General features: G+C 75.0%; 17 protein-coding genes. 9 read left to right on the top strand and 8 right to left on the bottom strand.

What is annotated here, in order from left to right; all coding sequences use genetic code 11:
* Window positions 1-301 precede the first annotated feature (301 nt).
* Entirely contained in the window at window positions 302-3,424 is a 3,123-nt protein-coding gene (locus ACWDRR_RS25480) for a phosphocholine-specific phospholipase C (RefSeq protein ID WP_449774531.1), read from the top strand.
* Window positions 3,425-3,629: 205 nt separating this feature from the next.
* Here ACWDRR_RS25480 and ACWDRR_RS25485 read toward each other — a convergent pair whose 3' ends face one another.
* Window positions 3,630-4,391, bottom strand: coding sequence for a response regulator (locus tag ACWDRR_RS25485; RefSeq protein ID WP_449774532.1), 762 nt, complete (start codon window positions 4,389-4,391; stop codon window positions 3,630-3,632).
* Window positions 4,388-5,512 (bottom strand): sensor histidine kinase, encoded by a 1,125-nt coding sequence (locus ACWDRR_RS25490; protein ID WP_449774533.1) that lies wholly within the window; start codon window positions 5,510-5,512, stop codon window positions 4,388-4,390. The genes ACWDRR_RS25485 and ACWDRR_RS25490 overlap by 4 nt, the downstream gene beginning before the upstream one ends.
* 359 nt (window positions 5,513-5,871) lie before the next feature.
* Here ACWDRR_RS25490 and ACWDRR_RS25495 point away from each other — a divergent pair, with 359 nt between their 5' ends.
* From ACWDRR_RS25495 to ACWDRR_RS25515, 5 genes are all read left to right on the top strand, one after another.
* Window positions 5,872-6,552: a DUF2306 domain-containing protein gene (locus ACWDRR_RS25495; RefSeq protein ID WP_449774534.1), complete on the top strand. Its 681-nt coding sequence runs from the start codon at window positions 5,872-5,874 to the stop codon at window positions 6,550-6,552.
* A gap of 191 nt (window positions 6,553-6,743) precedes the next feature.
* Window positions 6,744-7,136: a hypothetical protein gene (locus tag ACWDRR_RS25500; RefSeq protein ID WP_449774535.1), complete on the top strand. Its 393-nt coding sequence runs from the start codon at window positions 6,744-6,746 to the stop codon at window positions 7,134-7,136.
* A gap of 75 nt (window positions 7,137-7,211) precedes the next feature.
* On the top strand, window positions 7,212-9,341 hold the full coding sequence (locus ACWDRR_RS25505; protein ID WP_449774536.1) for an MMPL family transporter: 2,130 nt from the start codon (window positions 7,212-7,214) through the stop codon (window positions 9,339-9,341).
* 96 nt (window positions 9,342-9,437) lie between these two features.
* Window positions 9,438-9,917 carry an N-acetyltransferase family protein gene (locus tag ACWDRR_RS25510; protein WP_449774537.1) on the top strand — a complete coding sequence of 160 codons (480 nt, stop codon included), beginning with the start codon at window positions 9,438-9,440 and terminating at the stop codon, window positions 9,915-9,917.
* A gap of 122 nt (window positions 9,918-10,039) precedes the next feature.
* Window positions 10,040-10,609 (top strand): MarR family winged helix-turn-helix transcriptional regulator, encoded by a 570-nt coding sequence (locus ACWDRR_RS25515; protein ID WP_449774538.1) that lies wholly within the window; start codon window positions 10,040-10,042, stop codon window positions 10,607-10,609.
* A gap of 87 nt (window positions 10,610-10,696) precedes the next feature.
* On the opposite strand, the gene ACWDRR_RS25520 is transcribed toward ACWDRR_RS25515, so the two are convergent.
* The gene (locus ACWDRR_RS25520) at window positions 10,697-11,437 is read right to left on the bottom strand and encodes a TetR/AcrR family transcriptional regulator (protein WP_449774539.1); all 741 of its coding nucleotides are present in this window, start codon (window positions 11,435-11,437) and stop codon (window positions 10,697-10,699) included.
* A 123-nt stretch (window positions 11,438-11,560) separates the two neighbouring features.
* Between ACWDRR_RS25520 and ACWDRR_RS25525 the strand changes: the two genes are divergently transcribed.
* Entirely contained in the window at window positions 11,561-12,748 is a 1,188-nt protein-coding gene (locus ACWDRR_RS25525) for an FAD-dependent monooxygenase (protein WP_449774540.1), read from the top strand.
* Here the strand turns inward: ACWDRR_RS25525 and ACWDRR_RS25530 are convergent.
* From ACWDRR_RS25530 to ACWDRR_RS25540, 3 genes are all read right to left on the bottom strand, one after another.
* Complete coding sequence (locus ACWDRR_RS25530; RefSeq protein ID WP_449774541.1) at window positions 12,721-13,491, bottom strand: response regulator transcription factor; 771 nt, start codon at window positions 13,489-13,491, stop codon at window positions 12,721-12,723. The two genes, ACWDRR_RS25525 and ACWDRR_RS25530, sit on opposite strands and share 28 nt — an antisense overlap.
* 487 nt (window positions 13,492-13,978) lie before the next feature.
* Complete coding sequence (locus ACWDRR_RS25535) at window positions 13,979-15,223, bottom strand: MFS transporter (RefSeq protein WP_449774542.1); 1,245 nt, start codon at window positions 15,221-15,223, stop codon at window positions 13,979-13,981.
* Between the two features lie 108 nt (window positions 15,224-15,331).
* Window positions 15,332-15,868, bottom strand: coding sequence for an SDR family oxidoreductase (locus ACWDRR_RS25540; RefSeq protein ID WP_449774543.1), 537 nt, complete (start codon window positions 15,866-15,868; stop codon window positions 15,332-15,334).
* A gap of 165 nt (window positions 15,869-16,033) precedes the next feature.
* Here ACWDRR_RS25540 and ACWDRR_RS25545 point away from each other — a divergent pair, with 165 nt between their 5' ends.
* The gene (locus ACWDRR_RS25545) at window positions 16,034-19,483 is read left to right on the top strand and encodes an AfsR/SARP family transcriptional regulator (RefSeq protein WP_449774544.1); all 3,450 of its coding nucleotides are present in this window, start codon (window positions 16,034-16,036) and stop codon (window positions 19,481-19,483) included.
* Window positions 19,484-19,564: 81 nt separating this feature from the next.
* Here the strand turns inward: ACWDRR_RS25545 and ACWDRR_RS25550 are convergent, their stop codons facing one another.
* Together ACWDRR_RS25550 and ACWDRR_RS25555 are read right to left on the bottom strand one after the other, a co-directional pair.
* Complete coding sequence (locus ACWDRR_RS25550; protein ID WP_449774545.1) at window positions 19,565-20,785, bottom strand: LLM class flavin-dependent oxidoreductase; 1,221 nt, start codon at window positions 20,783-20,785, stop codon at window positions 19,565-19,567.
* Window positions 20,782-22,140, bottom strand: coding sequence for an NtaA/DmoA family FMN-dependent monooxygenase (locus ACWDRR_RS25555; RefSeq protein ID WP_449774546.1), 1,359 nt, complete (start codon window positions 22,138-22,140; stop codon window positions 20,782-20,784). The genes ACWDRR_RS25550 and ACWDRR_RS25555 overlap by 4 nt, the downstream gene beginning before the upstream one ends.
* Window positions 22,141-22,404: 264 nt before the next feature.
* Here ACWDRR_RS25555 and ACWDRR_RS25560 point away from each other — a divergent pair, with 264 nt between their 5' ends.
* The gene (locus ACWDRR_RS25560; protein WP_449774547.1) at window positions 22,405-23,214 is read left to right on the top strand and encodes a maleate cis-trans isomerase family protein; all 810 of its coding nucleotides are present in this window, start codon (window positions 22,405-22,407) and stop codon (window positions 23,212-23,214) included.
* Window positions 23,215-23,283: the final 69 nt, after the last annotated feature.

Genomic DNA, 23,283 nt, shown 5'->3' on the forward strand with positions numbered 1-23,283 from the left:
GACCACATGCCTCGTCAAGGGTTGTCCACGACCGGGCCTGAACAGGCCAGACGGTTCGTCAACTACCGGCTCATTTTGGGGTGTCCGGGTCCCGTCAAGAACCCGTCCGGCGCTCGGGGAGGAGGTGCATCCGGGTCTGATGTGACCGATGTTGCCAAGTTGTCTGTACAGCTCTGGGTTCACTCTCTGTTACCGAAATGCCATCGAACCCGTCCGCTTCCGTTTATCTCGGGCACATAGACATAACGGGTCTGGGCCGAACCCCGACGCCCAGCACCCGTGATCAAGGAGCCATCCCCCGATGAGTCCTATGCCCGAACTGTCGCGCCGCACCCTGCTCGGCGGCGCGGCGGCGGCCGCCGTGCTGTCCGCCCTTCCGCTCAGCGTGCGCGAGGCGCTGGCCGCTCCCGCCCGCCCCGGAAAGCTGGCGGACATCCAGCACGTCGTGGTGTTCATGCAGGAGAACCGCGCATTCGACCACTACTTCGGCACGCTGCCCGGCGTGCGCGGCTTCGGCGACCGGACGGCGGTGCGCGGGGTCAACGGGCGCTCGGTGTTCCACCAGCCCGACCCGGGGCGCAAGGAGGGCCACCTGCTGCCGTTCCCGATGAACGCGGCGCACACCAACGCCTACCAGCAGGGCGCCCCGGCCTTCGGCTTCGTCGACTCGATGAACGCCTGGAACGACGGCCGCGCCGACGGCTCGGTCACCCGCCGCTCCGGCGGCTGGCTCGGCCAGGGCTACTACGAGCCCGCCGACATGCCGTTCTACAACGCGCTCGCCTCGGTCTTCACGACCTGTGACGCCTACTACGCGTCCGTGCAGTGCAACACCAACACCAACCGCGAACACCTGATGACCGGGACCAGCGGCGGCACGGTGCGGGACACCCCGGTGACCGACAACACCGAGATCCCCGGCGGCTACGAGTGGACCACCTACGCCGAGCGGCTGCAGAAGGCCGGGATCAGCTGGAAGACCTACCAGGCGCTGGACAACTTCGACGACAACGCGCTCGCCTGGTTCACCCCCTTCGTCAAGGCCAAGCCGGGCGAGCCGCTCTATGAGCGCGGCATGCGCGCGGTCGGCGACCCGGCGAAGAAGGACGACCCCTTCGCGATGGGTGACGCCCTGGTCGAGGCGTTCACCGCCGACGTCCAGGCCGACCAGCTGCCGCAGGTCTCCTGGCTGGTCGCGCCCGCCGCGCTCTCCGAGCACGCCAACTACGCCCCGCCGAACGGCGAGCACCTGACGGCCCGGCTGCTCGCCGCGCTCGCCGCGAAGCCGGAGGTGTGGGAGAAGACCGTCTTCATCCTCAACTACGACGAGCACGGCGGCTTCTTCGACCACCAGCTGCCGCCCGTCCCGCCGCTGGCCGCCGGGCGCGGCAAGTCGACCGTCCCGGTCGACGGCGAGGTCGTGGTCCGGGTCTCCAAGGGCGGCTCGACCTACCACCGGGTGGTCAGCCAGGACGGCAAGTACCGGGTGAAGGCCGCCGACGGCTCGCTCGGCTGGTCGGACACCCTGCCGGCGGGCGAGACCCTGGTCTCCGGCCCGTACCCGATGGGCCTGGGCGTGCGCGTCCCGATGATCGTGGTCTCGCCGTGGACGCGCGGCGGCGTGGTCGACTCCACGGTCTACGACCACACCTCGGTGCTGCGCCTGCTGGAGCAGCGCTTCGGCATCGAGGAGCCCAACATCAGCCCGTGGCGGCGCGCCGTCACCGGTGACCTCACCAATGTGTTCGACTTCTCCGGCCGCAACCCGGTCTGGCCGCAGCTGCCCGACACCAGCGGCAACCGGCAGAAGGTCGTCGACACCGGCAAGCTGCCCGCGCCCACCGTGCCCAACCCGCAGGCGTTCCCGCAGCAGCAGCGCGGTGCCCGCACCGCCCGGATCAGCCCGTACGACCTGCTGGTCAAGCCGAAGCTCAAGGGCAACGAGCTGACCGTCGACTTCATCAACCAGGGCCGCCAGGGCGCCGTCTTCGCCGTCTACCCGGCGCCCGGTACCGCGCCGCGCCACTACACCGTCGGCGCCAAGAGCCGGATCTCCGACGTCTGGACGGTCGGCCCCGAGGGCTACGACCTGCGGGTGCACGGCCCGAACGGCGCGCTCTGGCACCTGCGCGGGGACGCCGCCTCGGCGTACGAGATCTCGCTCTCCGAGGAGCAGAACGGCAAGGTGCTGGAGGTGGACGTGATCAACCGCTCGCGCACCGCCCAGACCTTCCTGGTCGGCGACCTCGCCTACGGCGACGGGCTGCGCGAAGTGCGGGTCGCGGCCGGGGACGACAAGACCGTCAACGTGAAGGTCGGGCCGGAGGGTTGGTACGACGTCGCGGTGGGCGTCCGCGGCGAGCTCGGCTTCCGCCGCCGGATCGCCGGGCGCTTCCCGTGGGACGGCGACCACCTGGTGACCGACCCGGCGATGGGTCTCGCCGACCCGCTCGCGCTGGACGTCACGCTCAAGGCCGCCTCGACCACCATCGACGAGGCGATCCTGCTGCCCGGCCGCCCGGCCCGGGTCGCCGCCCGGTTCACCGCGACCGCCGCGCTGACCGCGATCGAGACGCAGCCGGTCGTGCCGGCCGGCTGGACGGTCACCGCCGTCACCCCGCCGCCCGCCTCGCTCGCCGCCGGGGCCACCGCCACCGCCGAGTGGGACGTCACCCCGCCCGCCGTGCTGCCGGACGGCGCCACCCACCGGATCCTGGTCACCGCCCGCGCGCTGGCCGGCAACCGGTTCGCGGTCGCCGACGGCGAGATCGGGGCGCGCACCGCCCCCGTGATGGCCGGTCACCTGCTCGGTGAGGACTTCGAGTCGCTGGCCGGGGCCCTCCAGCCGATCGGCGGCGTCCTCGGCTGGACGCCGCAGGCCCCGCAGGGCTGGTCGGTGGTCAACGCCCCCGGCATGCCGCAGGGCACCGCCCGCCTGCAGGGCTGGACCTTCCACACCAAGCGCGCCTGGTCCACCCCGGCCGGGCAGGACCGCGGCAACTTCAGCCGCGGCCTGGGCATCCTCGCGGTCGCCGACCCGGACGACTGGGACGACACCGGCGCGCCGTCGGGCAAGGGCAAGTTCGACTCCACCCTGGTCTCGCCCGCCGTCCAGCTCCCGGCCGGTGCGAGCACCCTGTACCTCGCCTTCGACTCGCACTACCGGCAGGAGGCCCCGCAGAAGGCGGCTGTCACCGCCGTCTTCGACAACGGCGCCGAGACCCGTCTGGTCTTCTACAGCAGCGACGCGACGGGCAACGACAACGCCGGCAAGGACGTCCAGAACACCTTCGTCACCAAGCAGTTCGCCGTTCCGGCGGGCGCCCGCGCGGTGACCTTGAAGTTCCGGATGTACGACGCGGGCAACAACTGGTTCTGGGCCGTCGACCACATCCGCCTCGACACCAAGCCGATCACCGGCTGACTCCGGCAGCAGCCCGCCACGGCCCGCGCACCCCGTCCGGGGCGCGCGGGCCGTGCGGTTGTGGCCGGGGTGCGTGGGCCGTCGCTGTGGCCGGCGCAGGGGCAGGGGCAGGGGCTGGGGCGGGGGCAGGGCCCGGGTGCGGGCCGAGGCAGGGCCCTGGTGTGGGCAGGGTGTGGGCAGGGCCCGGGCGGTTCGGAGCGGGGCTTCAGAAGGACATCAGGCCGCCGCGGTAGGAGATCGCGACGGCCTGGGCCCGGTCGCGCGCGTCGAGCTTGGCGAGCACCCGCTTCATGTGGGTCTTCACGGTGGACTCCGCGAGGACGAGCAGCCCGGCGATCTCCGCGTTGGAGCGCCCCTCGGCGGCCAGCCGCAGCACCTGCCGTTCCCGGGCGGTCAGTTGGCCCAGGCGAGGGTCCTCGGGCTCGGCGGCCGAGCGGCCCGGGGCCCGGTCGACGACCCGGGCGACCAGGCTGCGAGTGACGGCCGGGTCGAGCAGGACCTCTCCGGCGGCGAGCGCCTGCACGGCGTCGATGAGGCGCTCGGGGGAGGTGCGTTTGAGCAGGAAGCCATCGGCGCCGGCCCGGAGGGCGCCCCACACGTAGTCGTCGTGGTGAAAGACGGTCAGGACCAGGACCCGGGTCGGCAGGCCCTCGGCCACGATCCGGCGGGTCGCCTCGATGCCGTCGATGCCGGGCATCCGGACGTCCATCAGGACGACGTCGGGGGAGAGGCTGCGGCACAGCCCGACCGCCTGGAGGCCGTCGGCGGCCTGGCCGACCACCTCGATGCCGTCGGCCGTGCTGAGCACCAGGGCGACCCCGGCGCGCAGCAGCGCGTCGTCGTCGGCGACGACCACCCGGACGGCGGTGGGGCCGGTGGCGCCGGTGGGGCTGGCAGGGCTGGTGGGGCCGGGGCGTGTGGGCTCCGGCGTGGCGGGCCGCCCGTTCGACGGCGGTGGGAGGCTCATGGGATCGGCAGGGCGGCGTGCAGCCGGAAGCCGCCCTGCTCGCCCCGCTCGTGCTCCACCCGGCCGCCCAGCATCGAGACCCGCTCCGCGATGCCGAGCAGCCCCCGCCCGGGGGAGTACCCGGCGGCGGCGCCGCGCCCGTCGTCGCGGACCTCGATGTCGAGCACGTCGCCGAACCGGCGGACGGTGACGTCGGCGGACCGGGCTCGGGCGTGCTTCACCGTGTTGGTCAGCGCCTCCTGCACGATCCGGTAGGCCGAGACGTCGATGCTGCGCGGCAGCCCGCTCGCGCCGGGGTCGATGCTGACGCTCACCCGGATCCCGGCCTGGCCGATCCGGCCGGTCAGCCGGGGCAGGTCGGCCAGACCGGGTTGGAACACGGGCTCGTCCGGTGGATGGTCCGCCACGTCCGGGCCGCGGCGGAGCAGGCCGAGCACCCGGTCCAGCTCGTCGAGCGCCTCCCGGCCGGTGTGCTCCAGCTCCGCCAGCACCTCGCGGGTGCGCTCCTGGTCCCGGTCCAGCAGCCGCCGGGCCGCGCCGGCCTGGACGAGCATCACATTGACGGTGTGGCCGACCAGATCGTGCAGCTCCCGCGCCATCCGGGTGCGCTCCTCGGTGACGGCCTCGCGGCGCAGCAGCAGCCGGGCGGTGTCCCGCTCCTCCAGCCGCCGCGCGGTGCCGTAGCCGATGGCCCAGCCGAGCAGCCAGACGAACAGCACCCCGGCGGGTATCGCGGGGTAGGTGCCGCCGCCGCCCGGGCCGCTGAAGTAGGCGGCCATGGCGACCAGAGCGACGAACGGCCCGAGCCGCGCCCGGTCGCGCGACGCGTGGAGCCCGAGCGAGTAGAGGCCGATCAGATTGGCGTAGGGCGAGACGGCGGTGCCCAGCCCGAGCAGTGCCTCCGCCGCCAGCGCGGCCGACCCGACCAGGTAGGAGGCCAGCGGCGCCGTCCGGCGGGCGGCGAGCGCGCCCGCGACGGCGACGCTCAGGGCGATGGCCGGGACCAGCCGCCCGCCGAGCTCCGTCGCCGCGCCGGCGCGGTCGACCAGCATGGCGCAGAGGAAGGCCGCGGCGAGGGCGAGGTCGGCGAGGCGGATCGGGGCCGGGGCCGGTCGTTTCATCGGACTCCTGATGGTCTCGGTGGTCGGTGATCGGTGATCGGTGGTCAGCAGGCAGTGGTCGGTGGTCGGTGGGCAGCAGCCGGTGGCAGGTGGGTGTGTGGAGCGCGCAGGGCAGGGTGCGGAACCACGGGGAACGCTAACGAAGCCCGCCAGCCGCGCACATCGCCCTGCTGGGGTATTCCGTGCTGCTCCCGCCGGAGTAGCCGCAGCCCGGCCGGGAGTACCGCCCACCCCGGCAGAGGCACGCGCACTGCCCCGCAGGGGGGACGCGGCCGGGCCCGCCCGGTCCGTAGCTTTCCCGGCATGAACTCACCTGCCATACCGGTCGTCCGCCGCGGCGACGGATCCCGGGCACCCCGATGACGGCGCCCCGCGGACTCCGCCGGGCCGGCTGGGCCGTGACGACCGCCCTGGCCGCCGTGACGGCCCTGCTCGGCGCCCGCTACTTCACCCTCGACCCGGACACCTTCCTCCCCGAGCAACGGGCCGTCTACCTCGCCCACCTGGCCCCGCTCCTGCTCCACATCGGCGGCGGCGTCCTGGCGCTGCTGCTCGGACCGTGGCAGTTCCTCCCCCGGTTGCGCACCCGACGCCCGGCCGTGCACCGGTTCGTCGGGCGGGCCTACCTGGTGAGCGCGCTGGTGGCCGGCGTCGGCGGCCTGCTGCTGGCACCGCGGGCGCTGGTCGCGCCGATCGCCCCGATCGGCTTCGCGCTGCTGGCCGTCCTGCTCCTGGTGACCTCCGCGGCCGCGTACGCCACCGCCCGGCGGCGGGAGTTCGCCCGGCACCGGATCTGGACGACCCGGTCGTACGCCCTGATCCTGGCGGCCGTCACCCTGCGGCTCTGGCTGGTGTTCTTCGGGGCGCTCGGTGTCTCCTTCGAGCCGGCCTACGCCAGTGCGGCCTGGACGTCGTGGCTGATCAATCTGCTCGTCGCCGAACTCCTCGTCGCCGGTGCGGGGGCGACGGTCGCGCGCGTGGAGGTCCGCGGGGACGCCTCCGCCGGACGTGTCGGCCCGGGCGGAGGTGACGTGTCGTAGAGGATGGGGCCGCGCGGCGGGGTCCGGGCCGGACCGGGCGTCCGCCGCGTCCGACCACCCGGACGTCCGCCGCCCGGTCCGCGCCCCGGTCGGCGCCCCCGGGCCGCCCGGGGGGCGCCGCGCAAGACCGCCACCCAAGACCGCCACCCGAGACCGCCCCCGACGCCCACCGACCCCGGGAGACCCCCGCCATGAACCCTCGTCTGCTGCGGCTGACCGGCGCCGCCACCGCCGTCTACGGCCTCACCGTCGCCCGGTGGCCCGCCCTGCTGGCCGCCCCGTCCGGGCTGACCGCCGCCGACGGTTCGCTCCCCCGCGCCACCGCCGCCTGCCTGCGCCCCCTCGCCTTCCGCGACGCCGCCTGCGGCCTGGCGATGGCGTTCGCGCCCGACGAGTCGGCGCTGCGGACGGCGACGCTGGTGCGGATCGCCTCCGACCTGGGTGACGCCGCGTTGCTGGCCACCGCACTGCCGCAGCGCCGCCACCGGGCGATGGCGGTGGCCGTCTCCGTCGGCTGGGGAGCGCTCTCGGTGGCGGGGCTGCTCGGGGGCCGCCGGAAGCCGCCGGGCGACCGGACCTCTTGACTGTCAAGTCTCTCGATGGTCGAGAGATATGATCCGGCTGTCCGTCACCCGCCCCCGCCCGAAGGGCGCTCCGCGATGCGCACCGGTCCAGCCGCTCCCCGCCCCACCTCCCGGCGCCGAACCAGGCTGCTGGTCCCGCTCGTCCTGCTGGTCGTCTGGCTCGGCCTGGGCGGTGCCTTCGGCTCCTACGCCGGCAGGCTCTCCGAGGTGGCCACCAACGACCGGGCCGCGTTCCTGCCCCGCAGCGCCGAGTCCACCGAGGTGGCCCGCCTCGGGGAGGGCTTCCGGACGGCCGCCGCGGTGCCGCTGATCGTGGTCTGGGAGAGCCGCACCGGAGCGGTCGACGACGCCCAGCGCGCCGCCGCCGGCCGGGCCCTGCAGGCGGCCGCCACCGTCCCCGGCGCCACCGGGCGGGTGTCGCCCGCCGTGCCGGCCGAGGACGGCCGTGCCCTGCAGGGCGTCGTCCAGCTCCGCGCCGACCTCGGACGGCAGACCGGAGACAGCGTCCGGGCCGTCCGCGAACTCACCGACCGGGTGCCGGACACCACCGTCGGCCTGGCCGGCCCGGCGGCGATCGCGGCCGACCTCGGCGGCGCCTTCGCCGGCATCGACGGACTGCTGCTCGGCGTCGCCCTCGGCGTGGTGCTGCTGATCCTGCTCGCCGTCTACCGCAGTCTGCTGCTGCCCCTGCTGGTGATCCTCGGCGCGGTGTTCGCCCTCGGGATCTCCTGCGCGCTGGTCTACCTGCTCGCCGGCCACGGCCTGGTCCGGGTGGACGGCCAGGTGCAGGGCCTGCTCTCGATCCTGGTGATCGGCGCGGCCACCGACTACGGACTGCTGCTCTCCGCCCGCTTCCGCGAGGAACTGCACCTCCACGGCGACCGGTTCGCGGCGATGCGCACCGCCTGGCGGCAGTCCGTCGAGCCGATCGCCGCCTCCGGGACGACGGTCGCGCTCGGCCTGCTCGTCCTGCTGCTCTCCGACCTCACCAACAACCGGGCGCTCGGCCCGGTCGGCGCGATCGGGATCGGCTGCGCGGTGCTCTCCGCGCTGACCTTCCTGCCGGCCGCACTCGTCCTGCTGGGCCGCGCCGCCTACTGGCCGGCCCGACCGGCCGCCGACGGGCGGGCCCCGGTGAACGCCGTCTGGCAGCGGGTGGCCGCCCTGGTCGGGCGCCGGCCGCGCACCACCTGGGCGGCGAGCCTGGCCGTGCTCGCCGCGCTGGCCGCCTTCGCGCCGACCCTGGACTCCGGCGGCGTCCCGCAGAGCGAACTCTTCATCAAGGCCCAGCCCTCGGCGGCCGGGCAGGCCCTGCTCTCGAAGCACTTCCCCGGCGGCGCCGGCAACCCGGCCGTGGTGATCGCCGCCGCCGGGCGGGCCGAGGCGGTCGCCGCCGCGGCGGCCGTCCCCGGGGTGGCCGCCGTCCGCCCGTACACCGGCGGGGCACCCGGCGGCGCGCCCGGGACGGTGGACGGGCGGGTCCGGCTGGACGTCACGCTCGCCGACCCGGCCGACGGCGACGCGGCCATCGCCACCGTGCGGCGCCTGCGGCAGGCCGTCCACGCGGTGCCCGGCGGGGACGCGCTGGTCGGCGGGTACACCGCGCAGCAGTACGACACCCGGATCACGGCGGAGCGCGACCGGGCGCTCATCATGCCGGTCGTGCTGCTCTGCATCCTCGCCGTGCTCGTGCTGCTGCTGCGCTCGCTGCTCGCCCCGGTGCTGCTGGCCGCCACCGTCGCGCTCTCCTACCTGGCGACGCTCGGCGTCAGCGCGGTCGTCTTCGACCACGTCTTCGGCTTCACCGCCGTCGACCCCTCGGTGCCGCTCTACGGGTACGTGTTCCTGGTCGCGCTGGGCGTGGACTACAACATCTTCCTGATGACCAGGGTCCGCGAGGAGGCCTTGCGGGTCGGCACCCGGGAGGGGGTGCTGCGCGGCCTGACGGCCACCGGCGGGGTGATCACCTCGGCCGGGGTGGTGCTGGCCGCGACCTTCGCCGCGCTCGGCGTGATCCCGCTGGCCTTCCTCGCCCAGATCGCCTTCATCGTCGCCTTCGGCGTGCTGCTGGACACCCTGCTGGTGCGTTCGCTGCTGGTGCCCGCGCTGGTCCGGGACCTCGGGGAGCGGGTCTGGTGGCCGGCCCGGCCGGGCCGGGTGACGCCCGGTGCGGCGGTGCCCGAGCCGGTCGGCGAGCCCGTCTGACGGAGCCCGGCCGGTGACGGCGGTGTCCCCACCGGAGCGCCCGAGGCGGGCGGACCGGCGGTGCGGGCCGGCGGGGCGGACTGACAGCATGGCCCCATGGATGCAGTGGACCTCGGCCACCTCGTCGTGCGTCGCGCCGGGGAGTCGGATGCGGACGCGCTGGTCGGTATCGACTCCGTGGCGACGGCGGGCGACGCGGAGCGGGCGGCGACCGTCCGGAGGTGGTGCCGGCAGGGCCTGGTGGTCGTGGCGGAGGGCGCGTCCGGCCTGCTCGGCTACTGCGTGGTCGAGTACACCTTCTTCGAACAGGGCTTCGTCACGATGCTGATGGTCGCGCCGTCCGCGCGGGGCAGAAGCGTCGGTCGTCGGTTGCTGGACGCCGTGGCGGCCTCGTGCGAGACCCCGAAGCTGTTCACCTCCACCAACGTCTCCAACCAGCCGATGCAGCGGCTGCTGCACCGAGCCGGGTGGAGCCCGGTCGGCCTTGTCCACGGCCTGGACGAGGGTGACCCCGAACTGTTCTTCCTCCGCCCGACGCCGAGCGGGACGGCGCGGCGTGGCCCCGACCCGCAGTGAGAGCCCGGATGCCGGGCCGAGGGGGTGCGGCACGCCGGCGCCGGCCTCGGTCGTGGACGGGGTCGTTAGGCTGAACGGGTAACAGTGGATGGGAACGCCGTACGCGACCGGAGCGGATGACCTTGTCGGAGCAGGACCCGAGCACGCCCCCGCCCGACGCCCCGGCAGATCCGCCCCCGCCGGCTGCGCCCGCGCCCGCCGCGCCACCTGCGCCCGCGCCCGCCGCGCCGCCGTCCGACACCCCCGCGCTCGGGCGGCTCCTGCAGGACCTCGCCTCCGAGATGAACCTGCTCGGGCACGGGTTCGCCGCCGCCAGCGGTCTGCACGCCACGGACGTCCAGGCGCTGCTCGCCGTCATGCGGGCGGCGCCCGGCCGGGGCGACGGCCGGGGAGGGATCACCCCCGGTCGGCTCGGCGAGGAGCTGGCCCTCAGCTCGGGGGCGGTCACCGCCGTACTGGACCGGCTGGAGCGGGCCGGGCACATCCGCCGGACCCGGGACGCCGCCGACCGCCGTCAGGTGCTGGTGCGGTACCTGCCGGGCGCCGGGCGGATGGCCGCCGAGTGGTTCGCGCCGGTGGCCCGGCGCACCGAGGCGGTGCGCGGCGAGTTCACCCCGGCCGAGCTGGCGGCGGTGGCGCGCTTCCTCGGGCGGATGACCGGTGAGCTGGAGGAGTTGCGCCACTCGCGCTGACCCGCCGCACCGGTCGGGGCTGGGGCTCCGACCGGTGCAGCCGGGCGGGCGCAGGGCCGGCCGACGTCGGCCCGCTCGGCGGCGTCGTCACCCCGACCGGCGGGCGATCAGGGCCGCCAGGCCGTCCAGGATGCGCTCCAGGCCGAACTCCAGCGCCTGGTCACGGCCGTCCTCGACGGTCATCGCGGCCGCGAGCGCCGGGAAGCGGTCGGCGTGCTCCTGGACCAGTCCGCCGAGCAGGGCGAGGAGCTCCGACTCCGGCGTGCCGCCCGGTCCGGCGGCACGGGCCTGCTCGGTGATGCTGCGGACGTGGCCGGCCAACAGGACGGCGGAGTCCATCCGCTCCGGCCCGGTCAGCCCGGTGCCGTCCAGCGCGGCCACCGCCCGTTCCAGCCAGCCGAGTTCCTTCGGGCCCATGACCCGGGGGCCGACGGTGGCGTCCGGCAGCCACGGGTGCGCGGTGAAGGTCTCGGCCAACTGGCGTGCCAGGGCGTGGAGTTCGCTGCGCCAGGCGGGTGGCGCAGCCTCGTCGGCGGGGGAGGGCGGCGTGGCCCGGACGGGTCCGTCGATCGCGGCCTCGACCATCAGGGCGACGAGTTCGGCCTTGCCCGGCACGTAGCGGTAGAGCGACATCTTGGTGTAGTCGAGCAGCCCGGCCACCCGCTGCATGGAGACGGCGCCGAGCCCCTCCGCGTCCGCGATCTCGATGCCGGCCCGGGCGATCCGCTCCAGGCTGAGCGCCGGCTTGGGCCCCCGGGTCGGCTTCTGGCGCGGGCCCCAGAGCAGCCGCGCCGTGTCTCCCGCCGCGCCGCCGGATGTGCTGCTCAATCCCCGCTCCCGTCCCGATCTCCGCCGGCGCCTTGCCGAACCGGCCAACTGTGTCTACCGTACACAGCAGCAAACAGTGTCCGCGAGACACAGTTTTCGGATCTCCTGGACGGAGTGGTTCCCATGGGTACGAAGGTCCTCATCTCGGGTGCGAGCATCGCCGGCCCCGCACTGGCCTACTGGCTGGGGCGGTACGGCTTCGAGCCCACCGTCGTCGAGCTGGCCCCCGCCCTGCGCGGCGGTGGCCAGGCCGTCGACTTCCGCGGTGACACCCACCTGACCGTGCTGGAACGGATGGGCCTGCTCGACGAGTTGCGCCGGCTCGACACCGGCGGCAGTCCGATGGACTTCGTCGACCGGCGCGGTCGTCGACTGCTGCACCTGCCGGCCGACTTCGCCGGCGGCGAGGTCGAGGTGCCGCGCGGCGAGCTGGCCCGACTGCTCCACCGGCACAGCCTGCCGTCCACCGAGTACGTCTTCGGCGACTCGGTCACCGCGCTGGAGGAGACGCCGACCGGCGTCCGGGCGCGGTTCCGGCACGGCGCCCCGCGCGAGTTCGACCTGGTGATCGGTGCGGACGGCCTGCACTCCACCGTCCGCCGGCTCGCCTTCGGTCCCGAGCAGCGCTACGTCCGCCACCTCGGCTACTACGCGGCGACCTGGCAGCTGCCCAACTACCTCGGTCTGCCGCCCGGTTCGGTCGGCCTCAACGTGCCGGGCCGGCTCGCCGCCGTCGGCGCGGACCACCGGGACCGGTCCAGGGCGGGCGCCTTCCTGCTGTTCGCCGCGCCCGAACTGCACTACGACCGGCACGACCAGGGGCAGCAGAAGGCGCTGATCGCGGACGCCTTCGCCGGCCTCGGCTGGGAGGTGCCGCGACTGCTGGAGAGCCTGCGCGACGCCCCGGAACTCTACTTCGACTCGATCAGCCGGGCCGACGTCCCCGCCTGGTCCACCGGCCGGATCGCCCTGGTCGGGGACGCCGCCTGCGGGGCCACCATCGGCGGCATGGGCACCGGCACCGCGGTGGTGGCCGCGTACGTCCTGGCCGGCGAGCTCGCCCGCGCCCGGGGCGACCACCGCACCGCCTTCACCCGCTACGAGAACGCCGTGCGCGGCTACGCCGAGGGCTGTCAGAAGGGCGGCGACCGGACCGGGCCGTTCCTGGCTCCGGGCACGGCGACCGGACTCCGGCTGCGCAACGGGCTGTTGGGCCGGCAGTGGATCCTGAACCGGATGCTGGCGATGGGACGGAAGGTCAGCAGCACGATCGCCCTGCCCGACTACCAGGCCGAGTTCGCCGCCCGCTGAGCCTCGGGGGCCCCGTCCGGCGAGACGGCGGACGGGTCGGCGGACGGCGCGGCGTGCGCCGCGTGCCTGGATCGCGCGGCGTGCCCCATCCGGTAGCCGATCCCGCGCACGGTGATGATCCAGCGGCTGCAGCCGAGCTTCGCCCGCAGCGTGCTCACGTGGGTGTCGATGGTGCGGCTGGCCTGCCCCCAGTCGCTCCCCCACACCTTCGCCATCAGCTCCTTCCGCGACACCACGGTCCCGGAGTTGGCGGCCAGCACGTAGAGCAGCTCGAACTCCTTCGACGTCACGTCGATCAGCCGGTCGCGCAGGCGCACCTCGCGGGTTCGCGGATCGATGTGCAGCGGAAGCAGCGAGATCGCCTCGGGCGTCGCCGGGCCGGTGCGGCGGGAGGACCGGCGGAGGACCGCGTCGATGCGCGCCCCCATCTCCCGGAAGCCCCAGGTCTGCGCGACGCAGTCGTCGGCCCCCGCCTTCAGGGCGAGCACCCGCTCCAACTCGTCGTCGCGGCGGGTGAAGGCGATCAGCGGGACGTCGCTCTCGGTCCGCAGGCTCCGGCACACCTCGATGCCGTCGACATCGGGCAGTTCCAGCGAGAGCAGCACCAGATCGGCCTCGCGGTAGGTGCGCAGGGCCTGCGCCCCGGTACCGACGCTGCGGGCGAGGAAGCCCTGCCGGCGCAGGTCGCGCACCATCGACTCGGCGGAGGTGATCTCCCGTTCCACCACGAGTACGTTTCTCATTCCGAGCTCCTCCTCCGGACGCCACGCCCTTCCGTGCCCACCCCCGCTCGACCCCCCGAGTCGCTTCCCCTCGGGCGCCGTTCGAAAGTCAACGTACCGCTTCGAACGAAAAGGTCACGGGAAGGAGCCGGTCGGCCGGATTCCTGCTCCGACCTGCGGAGACATGCTCCGGAAACGCTCTCGCCACGGATCCGGCCGGGTCGCCCGGCCGTGCGGCACCGAGCGCTCCGGGAAGTGTCCGCGGGTCCTTCTTCGCTGGTCAGAGGGCTGCGGCGGCGAACGGCGGCGCGGGCGGGGGCGGGCGCGGGCGGGGCGCCCGGGCTGACGTGTCAACAACTTGTGAAATCTGCCGCGCTGTTAGGAATGCGAACGGCACGACACGGGGGCGGGGGCCCGGGGGAGAACGGCGGGAGGCCACCGAAGGCCCGGGGGACGGGTTGCCTTCGGTGGCCGTTCAGGGGGGGGCGGACCGGCGCCCCGGGTCGCCCTAGGCGGTCGGGCGCTTGGCGGGGAAGCCGTGGCCGCGGGCGACCAGGACCACCACGAGCACCGGCAGCAGGAGCAGCAGCACCGTCCAGGGGAAGGAGTCGCTGCCGCTCACATCGAGCAGGACGCCGCCGATGATGCCGCCGGCGGCCATCGCGACGTTCCACAGCGTCACGAGCATCGTCTGGGCCGCGTCGGCCTGGTCACCGCCCGCGTCGGCCACCGCCGTCTGCAGCAGGGTCGGAATGCCGCCCCAGCCCAGGCCCCACAGGGCGGACGCGATGTACACCAGGGCCGTGTTGTCGGCGAGCACTGCGAGCAGCAGCGCCGCCACGGCGACGAGCAGCGTGCTGGCGACGGTGAGCGAGCGCAGCTTGGCGTGGATCTGCGAGCCGACGATCCAGATGCTCGCGAGCGAGGCGCCGCCGAAGACGAGCAGCACCAGGTCGGTGCTGCCGCCCAGGCCGTGGTCGTCGAGGAAGGTGGCGATGTAGGCGTACAGCACGGTGTGCGCGAGGACGAAGACCAGCGTCACGAACAGCACCGGGGTCACGCCGGGCACGCTCAGCGCCCGCAGCATCTTCGGCCGCTCGCCCGCCTGCTGGCCCGGGTAGTCCGGCACGGTCGCGGAGATCCACAGCAGCAGCAGGACGGTGAGCCCGGTCATCGCGAAGAACGGCACGCGCCAGTCGGTCTGGGTGCCGAGGAAGGTGCCGGCCGGCACACCGAGCGAGAGCGCGACCGGGATGCCGGCCATGGCGATGGCGATCGCCTTGCCCTGGAGCGCGACCGGGGCCATCCGCCGCGCGTAGCCGGCGAGCAGCGCCCAGGCCAGACCGGCGGCGACACCCGCCACGAACCGCGCGACCATCGTCAGCCCGTAGACCGACGAGACGGCCGTGACGGTGTTGGCCACGGCGAAGCCCGCCATCGCCGTCAGGAGCAGCCGCTTGCGGCGCCAGCCGGCGGTGGCCGAGGCCAGCGGGATCGCGGTCAGGGCGGTGCCGATCGCGTAGATCGTGACCGTCTGGCCGGTCGCGGACTCGCTGACCTGGAGGTCCGAGCTCATCGACGGCAGCAGACCGGCGGGCAGGGTCTCGGTGAGGCTGGTGATGAAGACGGCGGTGGCGAGGGCGATCAGGGCGAGCAGCGGAAGCTTCTGCGGTTCCTCGCCACCCGCCGCCGCGGGTGGCGAGGAGCGGGTCTCCGAGCCGGGAGCGTCGGTGATGTCGGGTGAGGTGCTCATGGGGTGTGCTCCGGATGTTCCAGGGGATGGGACGGGGTGGTGCGAGGGGGCGGCCGGTGTGCTGCCCGGGGGACCGGCGGGCGGGCGGCACCCGGTCGGGCGGGCCGGTTACGCGTCGCCCAGGCCGCCGTCGACGGGGAGCCGGGCGCCGGTCGTGAACGTCGCCTCGGTGGCCAGGAAGAGCGCGGCGCGGGCCACCTCCTCGGCGGAGCCGAGCCGCCCGAGCGGCGGCAGTGCGGCGGCACCCGCGGGCGCCGCCTCGATACAGCCCGGGGCCACCGCGTTGACGCGGATGCCGCGCGAGACCAGTTCGGCGGCGAGCGTGCGCACGGCGGCGGAGGACGGCGCCGGGGCGGTGAGCACCACGGCGCCGCCGTCCCTGAGGTACGGCAGCAGCGGGCGGACGCCGGCCACGGCATCGGCGAACAGCAGGTCGGTGTCGTCGATGCCGGGACCGCCGTCCTCCGCGCTCTCGACCACGGTGGCGGTGGAGCCCAGCTCGGCCCTGGCCCGGGCGCGTTCCTCGGCGGTCCGGGCGGCCAGCAGGACCAGCGCGCCGCCCTCCACCAGCCGTTTGGCGATGGCCAGGCCGATATCGGTGTCCTGGCCGAGGACGACGGCCCTGCGGCCCGCGTACCTGGTCATGCCGGTCACTCCTTCCGCCGCTCGGCGTCTCAGTGGTTCGACAGTGCCCGAGGGCGCTTCGGGGACGCTCCGGATCCGCTGACGGTCCGCTGAGGGTCGGCCGACGGCCGGTGGAAGATCCCCCGGGCCGGGTCGGCGCACCCGGGGCGCGGTACGGTGGCCGACATGCGGTTTGGGGTACTGGGACCACTCGTGGTGTGGGGCGACGACGGCGAGGAGATCACCGTCCCCGAGGTCAAGGTCCGGGGGCTCCTCGCGGACCTGCTGGCCCACGGCGGCGGTCCGGTCTCCGCCGACCGCCTCATCCAGGACCTCTGGGGCGACGAACCGCCCGGGAAGCCCGGGGGCGCGCTCCAGGGCAAGGTCTCCCAGCTGCGCCGGGTGCTCGGCCGGGACCGCGTGGTGCGTCAGGGCGCGGGCTACCGCCTGCAGCTGGACCGCGGCGCGCCCGAGGTGGACGCCGACCGCTTCGGCGCGCTGGTGGCCGAGGCCGGCGCCGTCCGCGACCCGCGCACCCGGGCCGCGCTCCTCACCGAGGCCCTCGACCTGTGGCGGGGGCCGGCGTACGCGGACTTCGCCGACGAGGAGTTCGCCCGAGCAGCGGCGTGCCGGCTCGCCGAGCAGCGCCTCGCCGTCCTGGAGGAGCAGGCGGAGGCGCGGCTGCTCGCGGGTGACCACGCGCTGCTCGCCGGGGAACTCGGCGACCTCGTCGCCCGGCACCCGCTGCGCGAGCGGCTGCGCGCCGTCCAGATGCGCGCCCTCTACCTCGCGGGCCGCCAGAGCGAGGCCCTCGCCAGCTACGAGGACCTCCGTTCCCGCCTCGCCGAGGACCTCGGTGTCGACCCCGCTCCCGCCCTGACCGCCCTCCACCGGGCCGTCCTCCGCCAGGACCCGGGGCTGGGCGACGGCCTGGGTGACGGCCTCGCCGCCCCGCCGCCCCCGACGGCTCCCGCCGAGCCCGTGCGACCCGCCGAGCCCGTGCCACCCGCCGAGCCCGTGCGGCCCGTGCCACCCGTGCCACCCGCCGTGCCCGTGGACCGCGCCGACCGCGCCGTGCCCGTGGACCGCGTCGGACAGGGCGCCGCACCCACCGCCCCGCCCGTCGGCGAGCATTCGAACCTGCCGGTGCCGCTGACCCGCCTCATCGGGCGCGAGCTGGCCGTGACCCGGGTGTCCGGACTCCTGGACGACACCCGCCTGGTGACGCTCGCCGGCGCCGGCGGCGTCGGCAAGACCCGGCTGGCCGTCGCGGTGGCCGCCGCGGTGGCGGAGCGGGGCCCGGTCGGCGACTGGTCCGACGGGATCCGGCTGGTGGAGTTCGCCGGGGTCCGCGGCGGAACCGCCGCCGACCTGGCCCAGGTCGTCGCCACCACGCTCGGCATCCGGGACGACGTCCCCGCCGCGGCGCCGGGCACCGGCGGCGGCGCGGGCGCCGCCTCACCCGCCCACCGGCTCGCCGCGGCGCTGCGTGACCGCCGCACCCTGCTGGTCCTGGACAACTGCGAGCACGTCGTCGACGCGGCGGCGGAACTCGCCGAGCTGCTGCTGCGGACCGCGCCCGGCCTGCGGGTGCTGGCCACCAGCCAGGAGCCGCTGGGCCTGACGGGCGAGGCCGTGTTCCTGGTCGAGCCGCTGCGCACCGACGACGCCGTGCGGCTGTTCAGCGAGCGCGCCGCCGCCCACGACCCGGGCTTCCCGCGTGACCCGGACCGGGGCGACCTCGCCGACCGCGCGGCCGTCGCCGAGATCTGCCGCCGGCTGGACGGCATCCCGCTCGCCCTGGAGCTCGCCGCCACCCGCGTCCGCACGCTGGGAGTCAGGGAGTTGGCGACCCGGCTGGGCGACCGGTTCCGGCTGCTGAGCTCCCGCCGCCGCGGCGCGCCCGCCCGCCAGCAGACCCTGCGCGCCGTGATCGACTGGAGCTGGGAGCTGCTCAGCGCACCCGAACGCATCGTGCTGCGCCGCCTGGCGGTGCACAGCGACGGCTGCGACCTGGACGCCGCGGAGGCCACCTGCGCGGGCGACGGCGTGACCCGCGACGAGGTCCTCGACCTGGTGACCCGGCTGGTCGACCGCTCCCTGGTGGTCGTCGTGGACCAGCCCACCGGGCGCCGCTACCGCCTCCTGGAGTCCGTCGCCGTCTACGCCACCGAGCGGCTGCACGAGATGGCGGACCTCGACGCCGTCCGCGGCCGCCATCTGCGCTACTACCTGGCCCTCGCCGAACGCGCCGAGCCACGGCTGCGCGGCGCGGGCCAGCAGGCCTGGCTCACCCGGCTGGACGCCGAGGCGGGCAATCTGCGCGCGGCCCTCGACGAGGCGGTGCGGCGGACGCCGGAGGGGGACGGCGACGAGGCGGTGCGCCTCGCCACCGCGCTGGCCTGGTGGTGGCTGCTGCGCGGCCGGCTCACCGAGGGCCGCCGCAGCCTGGCCGCGGCGCTCGCCGCCGCCCCCCGGCCCACCTCCGAACTCGCGCTCCTGCACGGCGCGTTCGCGCTCCTCACCGGAGACCGTGCGGAGGCGCGGGCGCTGGCCTGCACCGTCGCCTCGGCCGGCGCCGTGCCCGACCCGGTGCGCCGCGCCCGTGCCCTGTGGCTCTGCGCCTACGGCCTGTTCAGCGCGGGCGAGGCCGCCGAGGGCGAGGCGCTGAACGCGCGCGCCCTCGCCGTCTTCGCCGAGGAGGACGAGCAGTGGGGCACGGCGGCCGCGCTCGGCCTGCGGGCCACCCTCGCACTGGTCCGCGGCGACCTCGCCGGGCTGGGCCGCGACGGTCTGCGCAGTGCCGAACTCTTCCGCGAACTGGGCGACCGCTGGGGCGAGTTGCAGACCGTCTCGCCGCTCGCCGCGCTCGCGGAGATCAAGGGGGAGTACTCGGACGCGGCCCGCCGCCAGCGCGAAGGACTGCACATCGCCAGGGAGTTGGGGCTGGAGGCCGAGGTGTCGGCCCGGCTGTCCGGGCTCGGCCGGCTGGCCCTGCTGGCCCACGACTGGGAGCGGGGCCGCGACCTGCACGAGCAGGCCCGCCGGATCGCGGCCGAACAGGGCTACAAGTACGGGGAGATCCACTCCGAGATGGGCCTGGCGCTCGGCGCGCGCCGCTCCGGCGACCTGGCCGCCGCCGAGGCGCACCTGCTGCACATCCGCGACGGCTACGCCGAGGTGTCCTCGGAGGCGGGCGACCACCTGCTCCTCGCGGAGCTCGGCTTCGTCGCCGAACTCCGGGGCGACGCCGAGCTGGCGGCCGACCTCCACCTGCGCGGTTGGGCGGTGGCCCGCTCCCTCGACGAGCCGCGCGCGCTGGCCCTCTCCCTGGAGGGCCTCGCGGGCGCGGCCGCGGTGGCCGGCCGGGAGCGCGCCGGGCGGCAGGGCGCCGAGTGCGCGGCCCTGCTGCTCGGCGCGGCGGACGCGGCGCGCCGCGGTGTGGGCGCCCCGTTGCCGCCGGCCGAGCGCGGCGACACGGACCGGATCGCGGCGGCGGCCCGGACGGTGCTGGGGGCGGCCGCCTTCGCGGCGGCCTTCGAACGCGGCGGGCGGCTCACCGCGGCGCAGGCGCTGTGCCGCGCGGGCGAGGCCCTCGGCTGGCGGACGGCGGGCGACGAGGGCACGAGCGGGTGAGCGGCACGAGGGGGTGAGCGGGTGGGGTGGTCCGGATGTGGCCGGGCGCCCGGACCGGGCAAGGACGGGCGCCCGGCCTGCTCAGGCCCGCGCGTAGCGGTTCGCGGGTCGCGCCAGCCCCAGGTGCCCCCGCAGCGTCGTCGCCGTGTACGCGGTACGGAAGGCGCCGCGGCGCTGCAACTCGGGCACCAGGGCGCGGGTGACGGCGTTCAGGTCGTGCGGCAGGGCCGCCGGGCGGAGCCGGAAGCCGTCGAGGCCGGCGGAGCGCCAGTCGAGCAGCAGATCGGCCAGACCGGCCGCGGTGCCGGTGAAGACGGCCGCGTCCGAGGCGAGTTCGGCGCCGGCCAGCTCGTCCAGGCGGGCCTTGCGGTCGGCGGCGGCGGCCTCGCTGTCGTCCAGCAGGACGATCAGGTCCGCGAACCGCCTCAGCGGCCGGGCCGCCAGGTCGCGCCCGGTGGCGGTGACGGCCTCGTCGACCTGGCCGAGGATCCGCTCGACGCCGGGGCGGTCGTGCGGGGTGACGAAGACGAGGTCGGAGGCGCGGGCCGCGAACTCGTACGGCGTGGAGGCGTGCGCCAGGCTCGCCACCAGCGGCTGGCCCTGCGGCGGGCGCGGGGTGATCGACGGCCCCCGGACGCTGAAGTGCGGGCCCTCGAAGTCGATGTGGTGCAGCTTGTCGCGGTCGATGAAGCGGCCCGTCGCCGCGTCCCGGATCTCCGCGTCGTCCTCCCAGCTGTCCCACAGCCGCCGGGCCACCTCCACCACGTCGGCGGCCTCCGCGAAGAGCGGGCGGAGCCGCTTGGCGATCAGCTCCGGGTCGCGGATGTCGTCGTCGGTGAGCTGCGGGGTGGTGCGGCGGCCGAAGTGGGCGGCGTCGGAGGCGCGGGAGGCGATCTGCGGCCGCCAGCCCGCCCGGCCCCGGGCGGCGTGGTCGAGGGTCGCGATGCCGATCGCGAGGTGGAACGGCTCGGTGTGGGTGACGTTGGTGGTCGGCACCAGGCCGATGTGCTCGGTCAGCGGCGCGAGCAGGGCGGCCAGGAGGACGGCGTCGATGCTGCCCCGGACCTGGTCGGTGCGGTCGTCGGGGCGGTGGAAGGGGGAGGACTGCGGACCGAGGCCGTCCTCCAGGGTGACGAAGTCGAGCAGGCCGCGCTCGGCCTCGGCCACCAGGTCCGCCCAGTAGCCGGGCGTGAACAGCTCCGACGGCCGGGCGTCCGGGGCCCGCCAGGCGGCCGGGTGCCAGCCCGCGCCGTCGAGGGCGACGGCCAGGTGCAGCGGGGGGTTCGACGGGGTGGCGGTCACGATGTCTCCTTCGGGGAGCCGAGGCCCAGGTGGTCACGGAGCGTCGTCCCGGTGTAGTCCTCGCGGAACACGCCCTTCTCCTGCAGGATGGGGACCACCCGGTCCACGAAGTCGTCCAGGCCGTCGGGTGTCAGATGCGGGACGAGGATGAAGCCGTCGGCCGCCTCGTTCTGCACGAAGCGGTCGATGGTGTCGGCGACGGTGCGCGGGCTGCCGACGAAGTTCTGCCCGCCGTGGACCTCGATCATCAGCTGACGGATGCTCAGGTTCCGTTCCTCGGCCAGCTTCCGCCAGCGCCGCGCGGTCTCCTCGCGGCCCTTGCGGAAGACCGAGTGCCCCTTCAGCAGGAGCGCGTCGGGCTCCGGATCGATGTCGGGCAGCGGTCCGTCCGGGTCGTACCCGGAGAGGTCCCGGCCCCACACGCCCTCCAGGTGGGCGATCGCGGTCTGCGGGCTCACCTGGGCGCGGGTGATCTCGTCGGCGTACGCGGCGGCCTCCTCGTCCGTGTCGGCCACCACGGCGGTCGCGGTCGGCAGGATCGTCAGGTCCTCCGGGCGGCGGCCGTACGCGGCGAGCCGGCGCTTGACGTCCCGGTAGAAGGCCTGGGCGTCGTCGAGCCGGTTGTACTTGCTGAAGATGACCTCCGCGTCGGACGCGGCGAACTCCCGGCCGACCTCCGACTCCCCGGCCTGGATGATCACCGGGTGCCCCTGCGGGCCGCGCGGGGTGGTGAACCGGCCCGCGATGTCGAAGTGCGTGCCCCGGTGGGCGAAGGTGCCGGCGCCGGGGCGCAGGAACTGGCCGGCCGCCGCATCGGCGCGCACGTCGCCCTCGGCCCAGCTGTCCCACAACTCGCGGGCGGCCTGCAGGAATTCGGCGGCCCGGGTGTAGCGGTCGGACTCGGCGAGGAAGCCGCCGCGGCGGAAGTTCTCGCCGGTGAAGGCGTCATAGCTGGTGACCACGTTCCAGGCCGCCCGCCCACCGCTGAGCAGGTCCAGGCTCGCCAGCCTGCGGGCCACCTCGTAGGGCTCGTTGAAGGTGGTGTTGAGGGTGGCGGCGAGCCCGATCCGGTCGGTGACCGCGGCGAGGGCGGCGAGCACCGTCAGGTTCTCCGGGCGGCCCACCACGTCCAGGTCGTAGACGTGGCCCTTGTGTTCACGCAGCCGCAGGCCCTCGGCCAGGAAGAAGAAGTCGAACTTGCCGCGTTCCGCGGTCCGTGCGAGCCGGATGAACGAGTCGATCGCGATCTGGCTCTCGGAGCGTGGGTCCGTCCAGACGGTCACATTGTGGATGGCCGGCAGCTGCACGGCGAGGTGCACCTGCTTCTTTCCGACGTGTTCTGCGGCAGCAGGCACGGAGCTTGCTCCTTCGGGGGAAGGGCCGGCCCCAGGGGAGGCCGGCCGGGTGGCCACGCGTCTGCGGTCCGGTCCACGGGGCGGCTGTGATCACCAGACTTCACCGAACCAATGTGGGAAACAAGGGAATTCGGGTCAGGGATCTGTGGGGGAGTGTCAAGGAGTGTCAACAACGGAAACGGCGTGCAAAGCACTTGTGAGTGGTCTGTCTCTTCACGTCGACGGATCTGTCCCCCGTCGCGGCATTCGGCCTACTGTGCGGCCATGGATCTCTTCTCGCTGCCCAGACTCGGAGTCGTCGTCCCCCCGGAGAACCCCACGGCGGAACCGGAGTTCAACCGATTGATCGGTGCTGCCATGCACGTGTACACCTCCCGCTTCCCGACCACCCCGGGCGTGGAACTCAGGGAGATGCTGGAGACCTACAACCGGGTGCTGCCCGACACCCTCGACGGTTTCGGCGGCATGCGGCTGGACGCGGCCGTGGTGGCCTGCAGCGCCTCGCACTACCTGCTGGACCCGGAGGGCGACCTCGCCCTGTGCGAGGAGATGTCGGACCGCTCCGGCTTCCCCGTCACCTCCTCCACACAGGCGATCCTGGCCGCCTGCGAGGCGCTCGGGGTGAGCCGGCTGACCCTCGTCTCGCCCTACCAGCCGTGGCTCACCGACACCTCCCGGGCCTTCTGGGAGCGTGCCGGGCTCACCGTGGACGGCGTGGTCCTCGTCCCGGCCGGGCGGACCGCGGACGGCGCCGACCACTTCGACCCCTACGAGGTGACCACCGGCCGGATCAGGGAGCGAATACGGGCCCACCTGCGGGAGAACCGGCTGCCCGACGGCTCCGCGCTGCTGTTCACCGGTACCGGCATGGGCACCCTCGGCGCCCTCGGTGAGCTCGCGCGGGAGGACACCGGCGGCCGCCCGCTGCTCTCCTCGAACCTGGCCTCCGCCTGGTGGGCGTGGCGGGTGACGGCCCAGCGGGCCGGGGCCGGGTTCGCCGGGGACGTGCATCCGCTGCTGCGGCGCCTGGACGGGGCCGTCGGGCGGCCCGACCGGCGACGGGACGCGGCCTGACGGGCGGTCGGGCCCCGGGCCGTTCGAGCCGCGGTGGGTGGTCCGGGGAGCGGTGACGGCCGCCACCGA

It is taken from the genome of Kitasatospora sp. NPDC003701 (assembly GCF_053587085.1).

Coding starts and splice junctions, on each gene's coding strand:
- ACWDRR_RS25480 (WP_449774531.1), top strand. CDS start 302: ATGAGTCCTATGCCCGAACTGTCGCGCCGCACCCTGCTCGGCGGCGCG.
- ACWDRR_RS25485 (WP_449774532.1), bottom strand. CDS start 4,391: ATGAGCCTCCCACCGCCGTCGAACGGGCGGCCCGCCACGCCGGAGCCC.
- ACWDRR_RS25490 (WP_449774533.1), bottom strand. CDS start 5,512: ATGAAACGACCGGCCCCGGCCCCGATCCGCCTCGCCGACCTCGCCCTC.
- ACWDRR_RS25495 (WP_449774534.1), top strand. CDS start 5,872: ATGACGGCGCCCCGCGGACTCCGCCGGGCCGGCTGGGCCGTGACGACC.
- ACWDRR_RS25500 (WP_449774535.1), top strand. CDS start 6,744: ATGAACCCTCGTCTGCTGCGGCTGACCGGCGCCGCCACCGCCGTCTAC.
- ACWDRR_RS25505 (WP_449774536.1), top strand. CDS start 7,212: ATGCGCACCGGTCCAGCCGCTCCCCGCCCCACCTCCCGGCGCCGAACC.
- ACWDRR_RS25510 (WP_449774537.1), top strand. CDS start 9,438: ATGGATGCAGTGGACCTCGGCCACCTCGTCGTGCGTCGCGCCGGGGAG.
- ACWDRR_RS25525 (WP_449774540.1), top strand. CDS start 11,561: ATGGGTACGAAGGTCCTCATCTCGGGTGCGAGCATCGCCGGCCCCGCA.
- ACWDRR_RS25530 (WP_449774541.1), bottom strand. CDS start 13,491: ATGAGAAACGTACTCGTGGTGGAACGGGAGATCACCTCCGCCGAGTCG.
- ACWDRR_RS25535 (WP_449774542.1), bottom strand. CDS start 15,223: ATGAGCACCTCACCCGACATCACCGACGCTCCCGGCTCGGAGACCCGC.
- ACWDRR_RS25540 (WP_449774543.1), bottom strand. CDS start 15,868: ATGACCAGGTACGCGGGCCGCAGGGCCGTCGTCCTCGGCCAGGACACC.
- ACWDRR_RS25545 (WP_449774544.1), top strand. CDS start 16,034: ATGCGGTTTGGGGTACTGGGACCACTCGTGGTGTGGGGCGACGACGGC.
- ACWDRR_RS25560 (WP_449774547.1), top strand. CDS start 22,405: ATGGATCTCTTCTCGCTGCCCAGACTCGGAGTCGTCGTCCCCCCGGAG.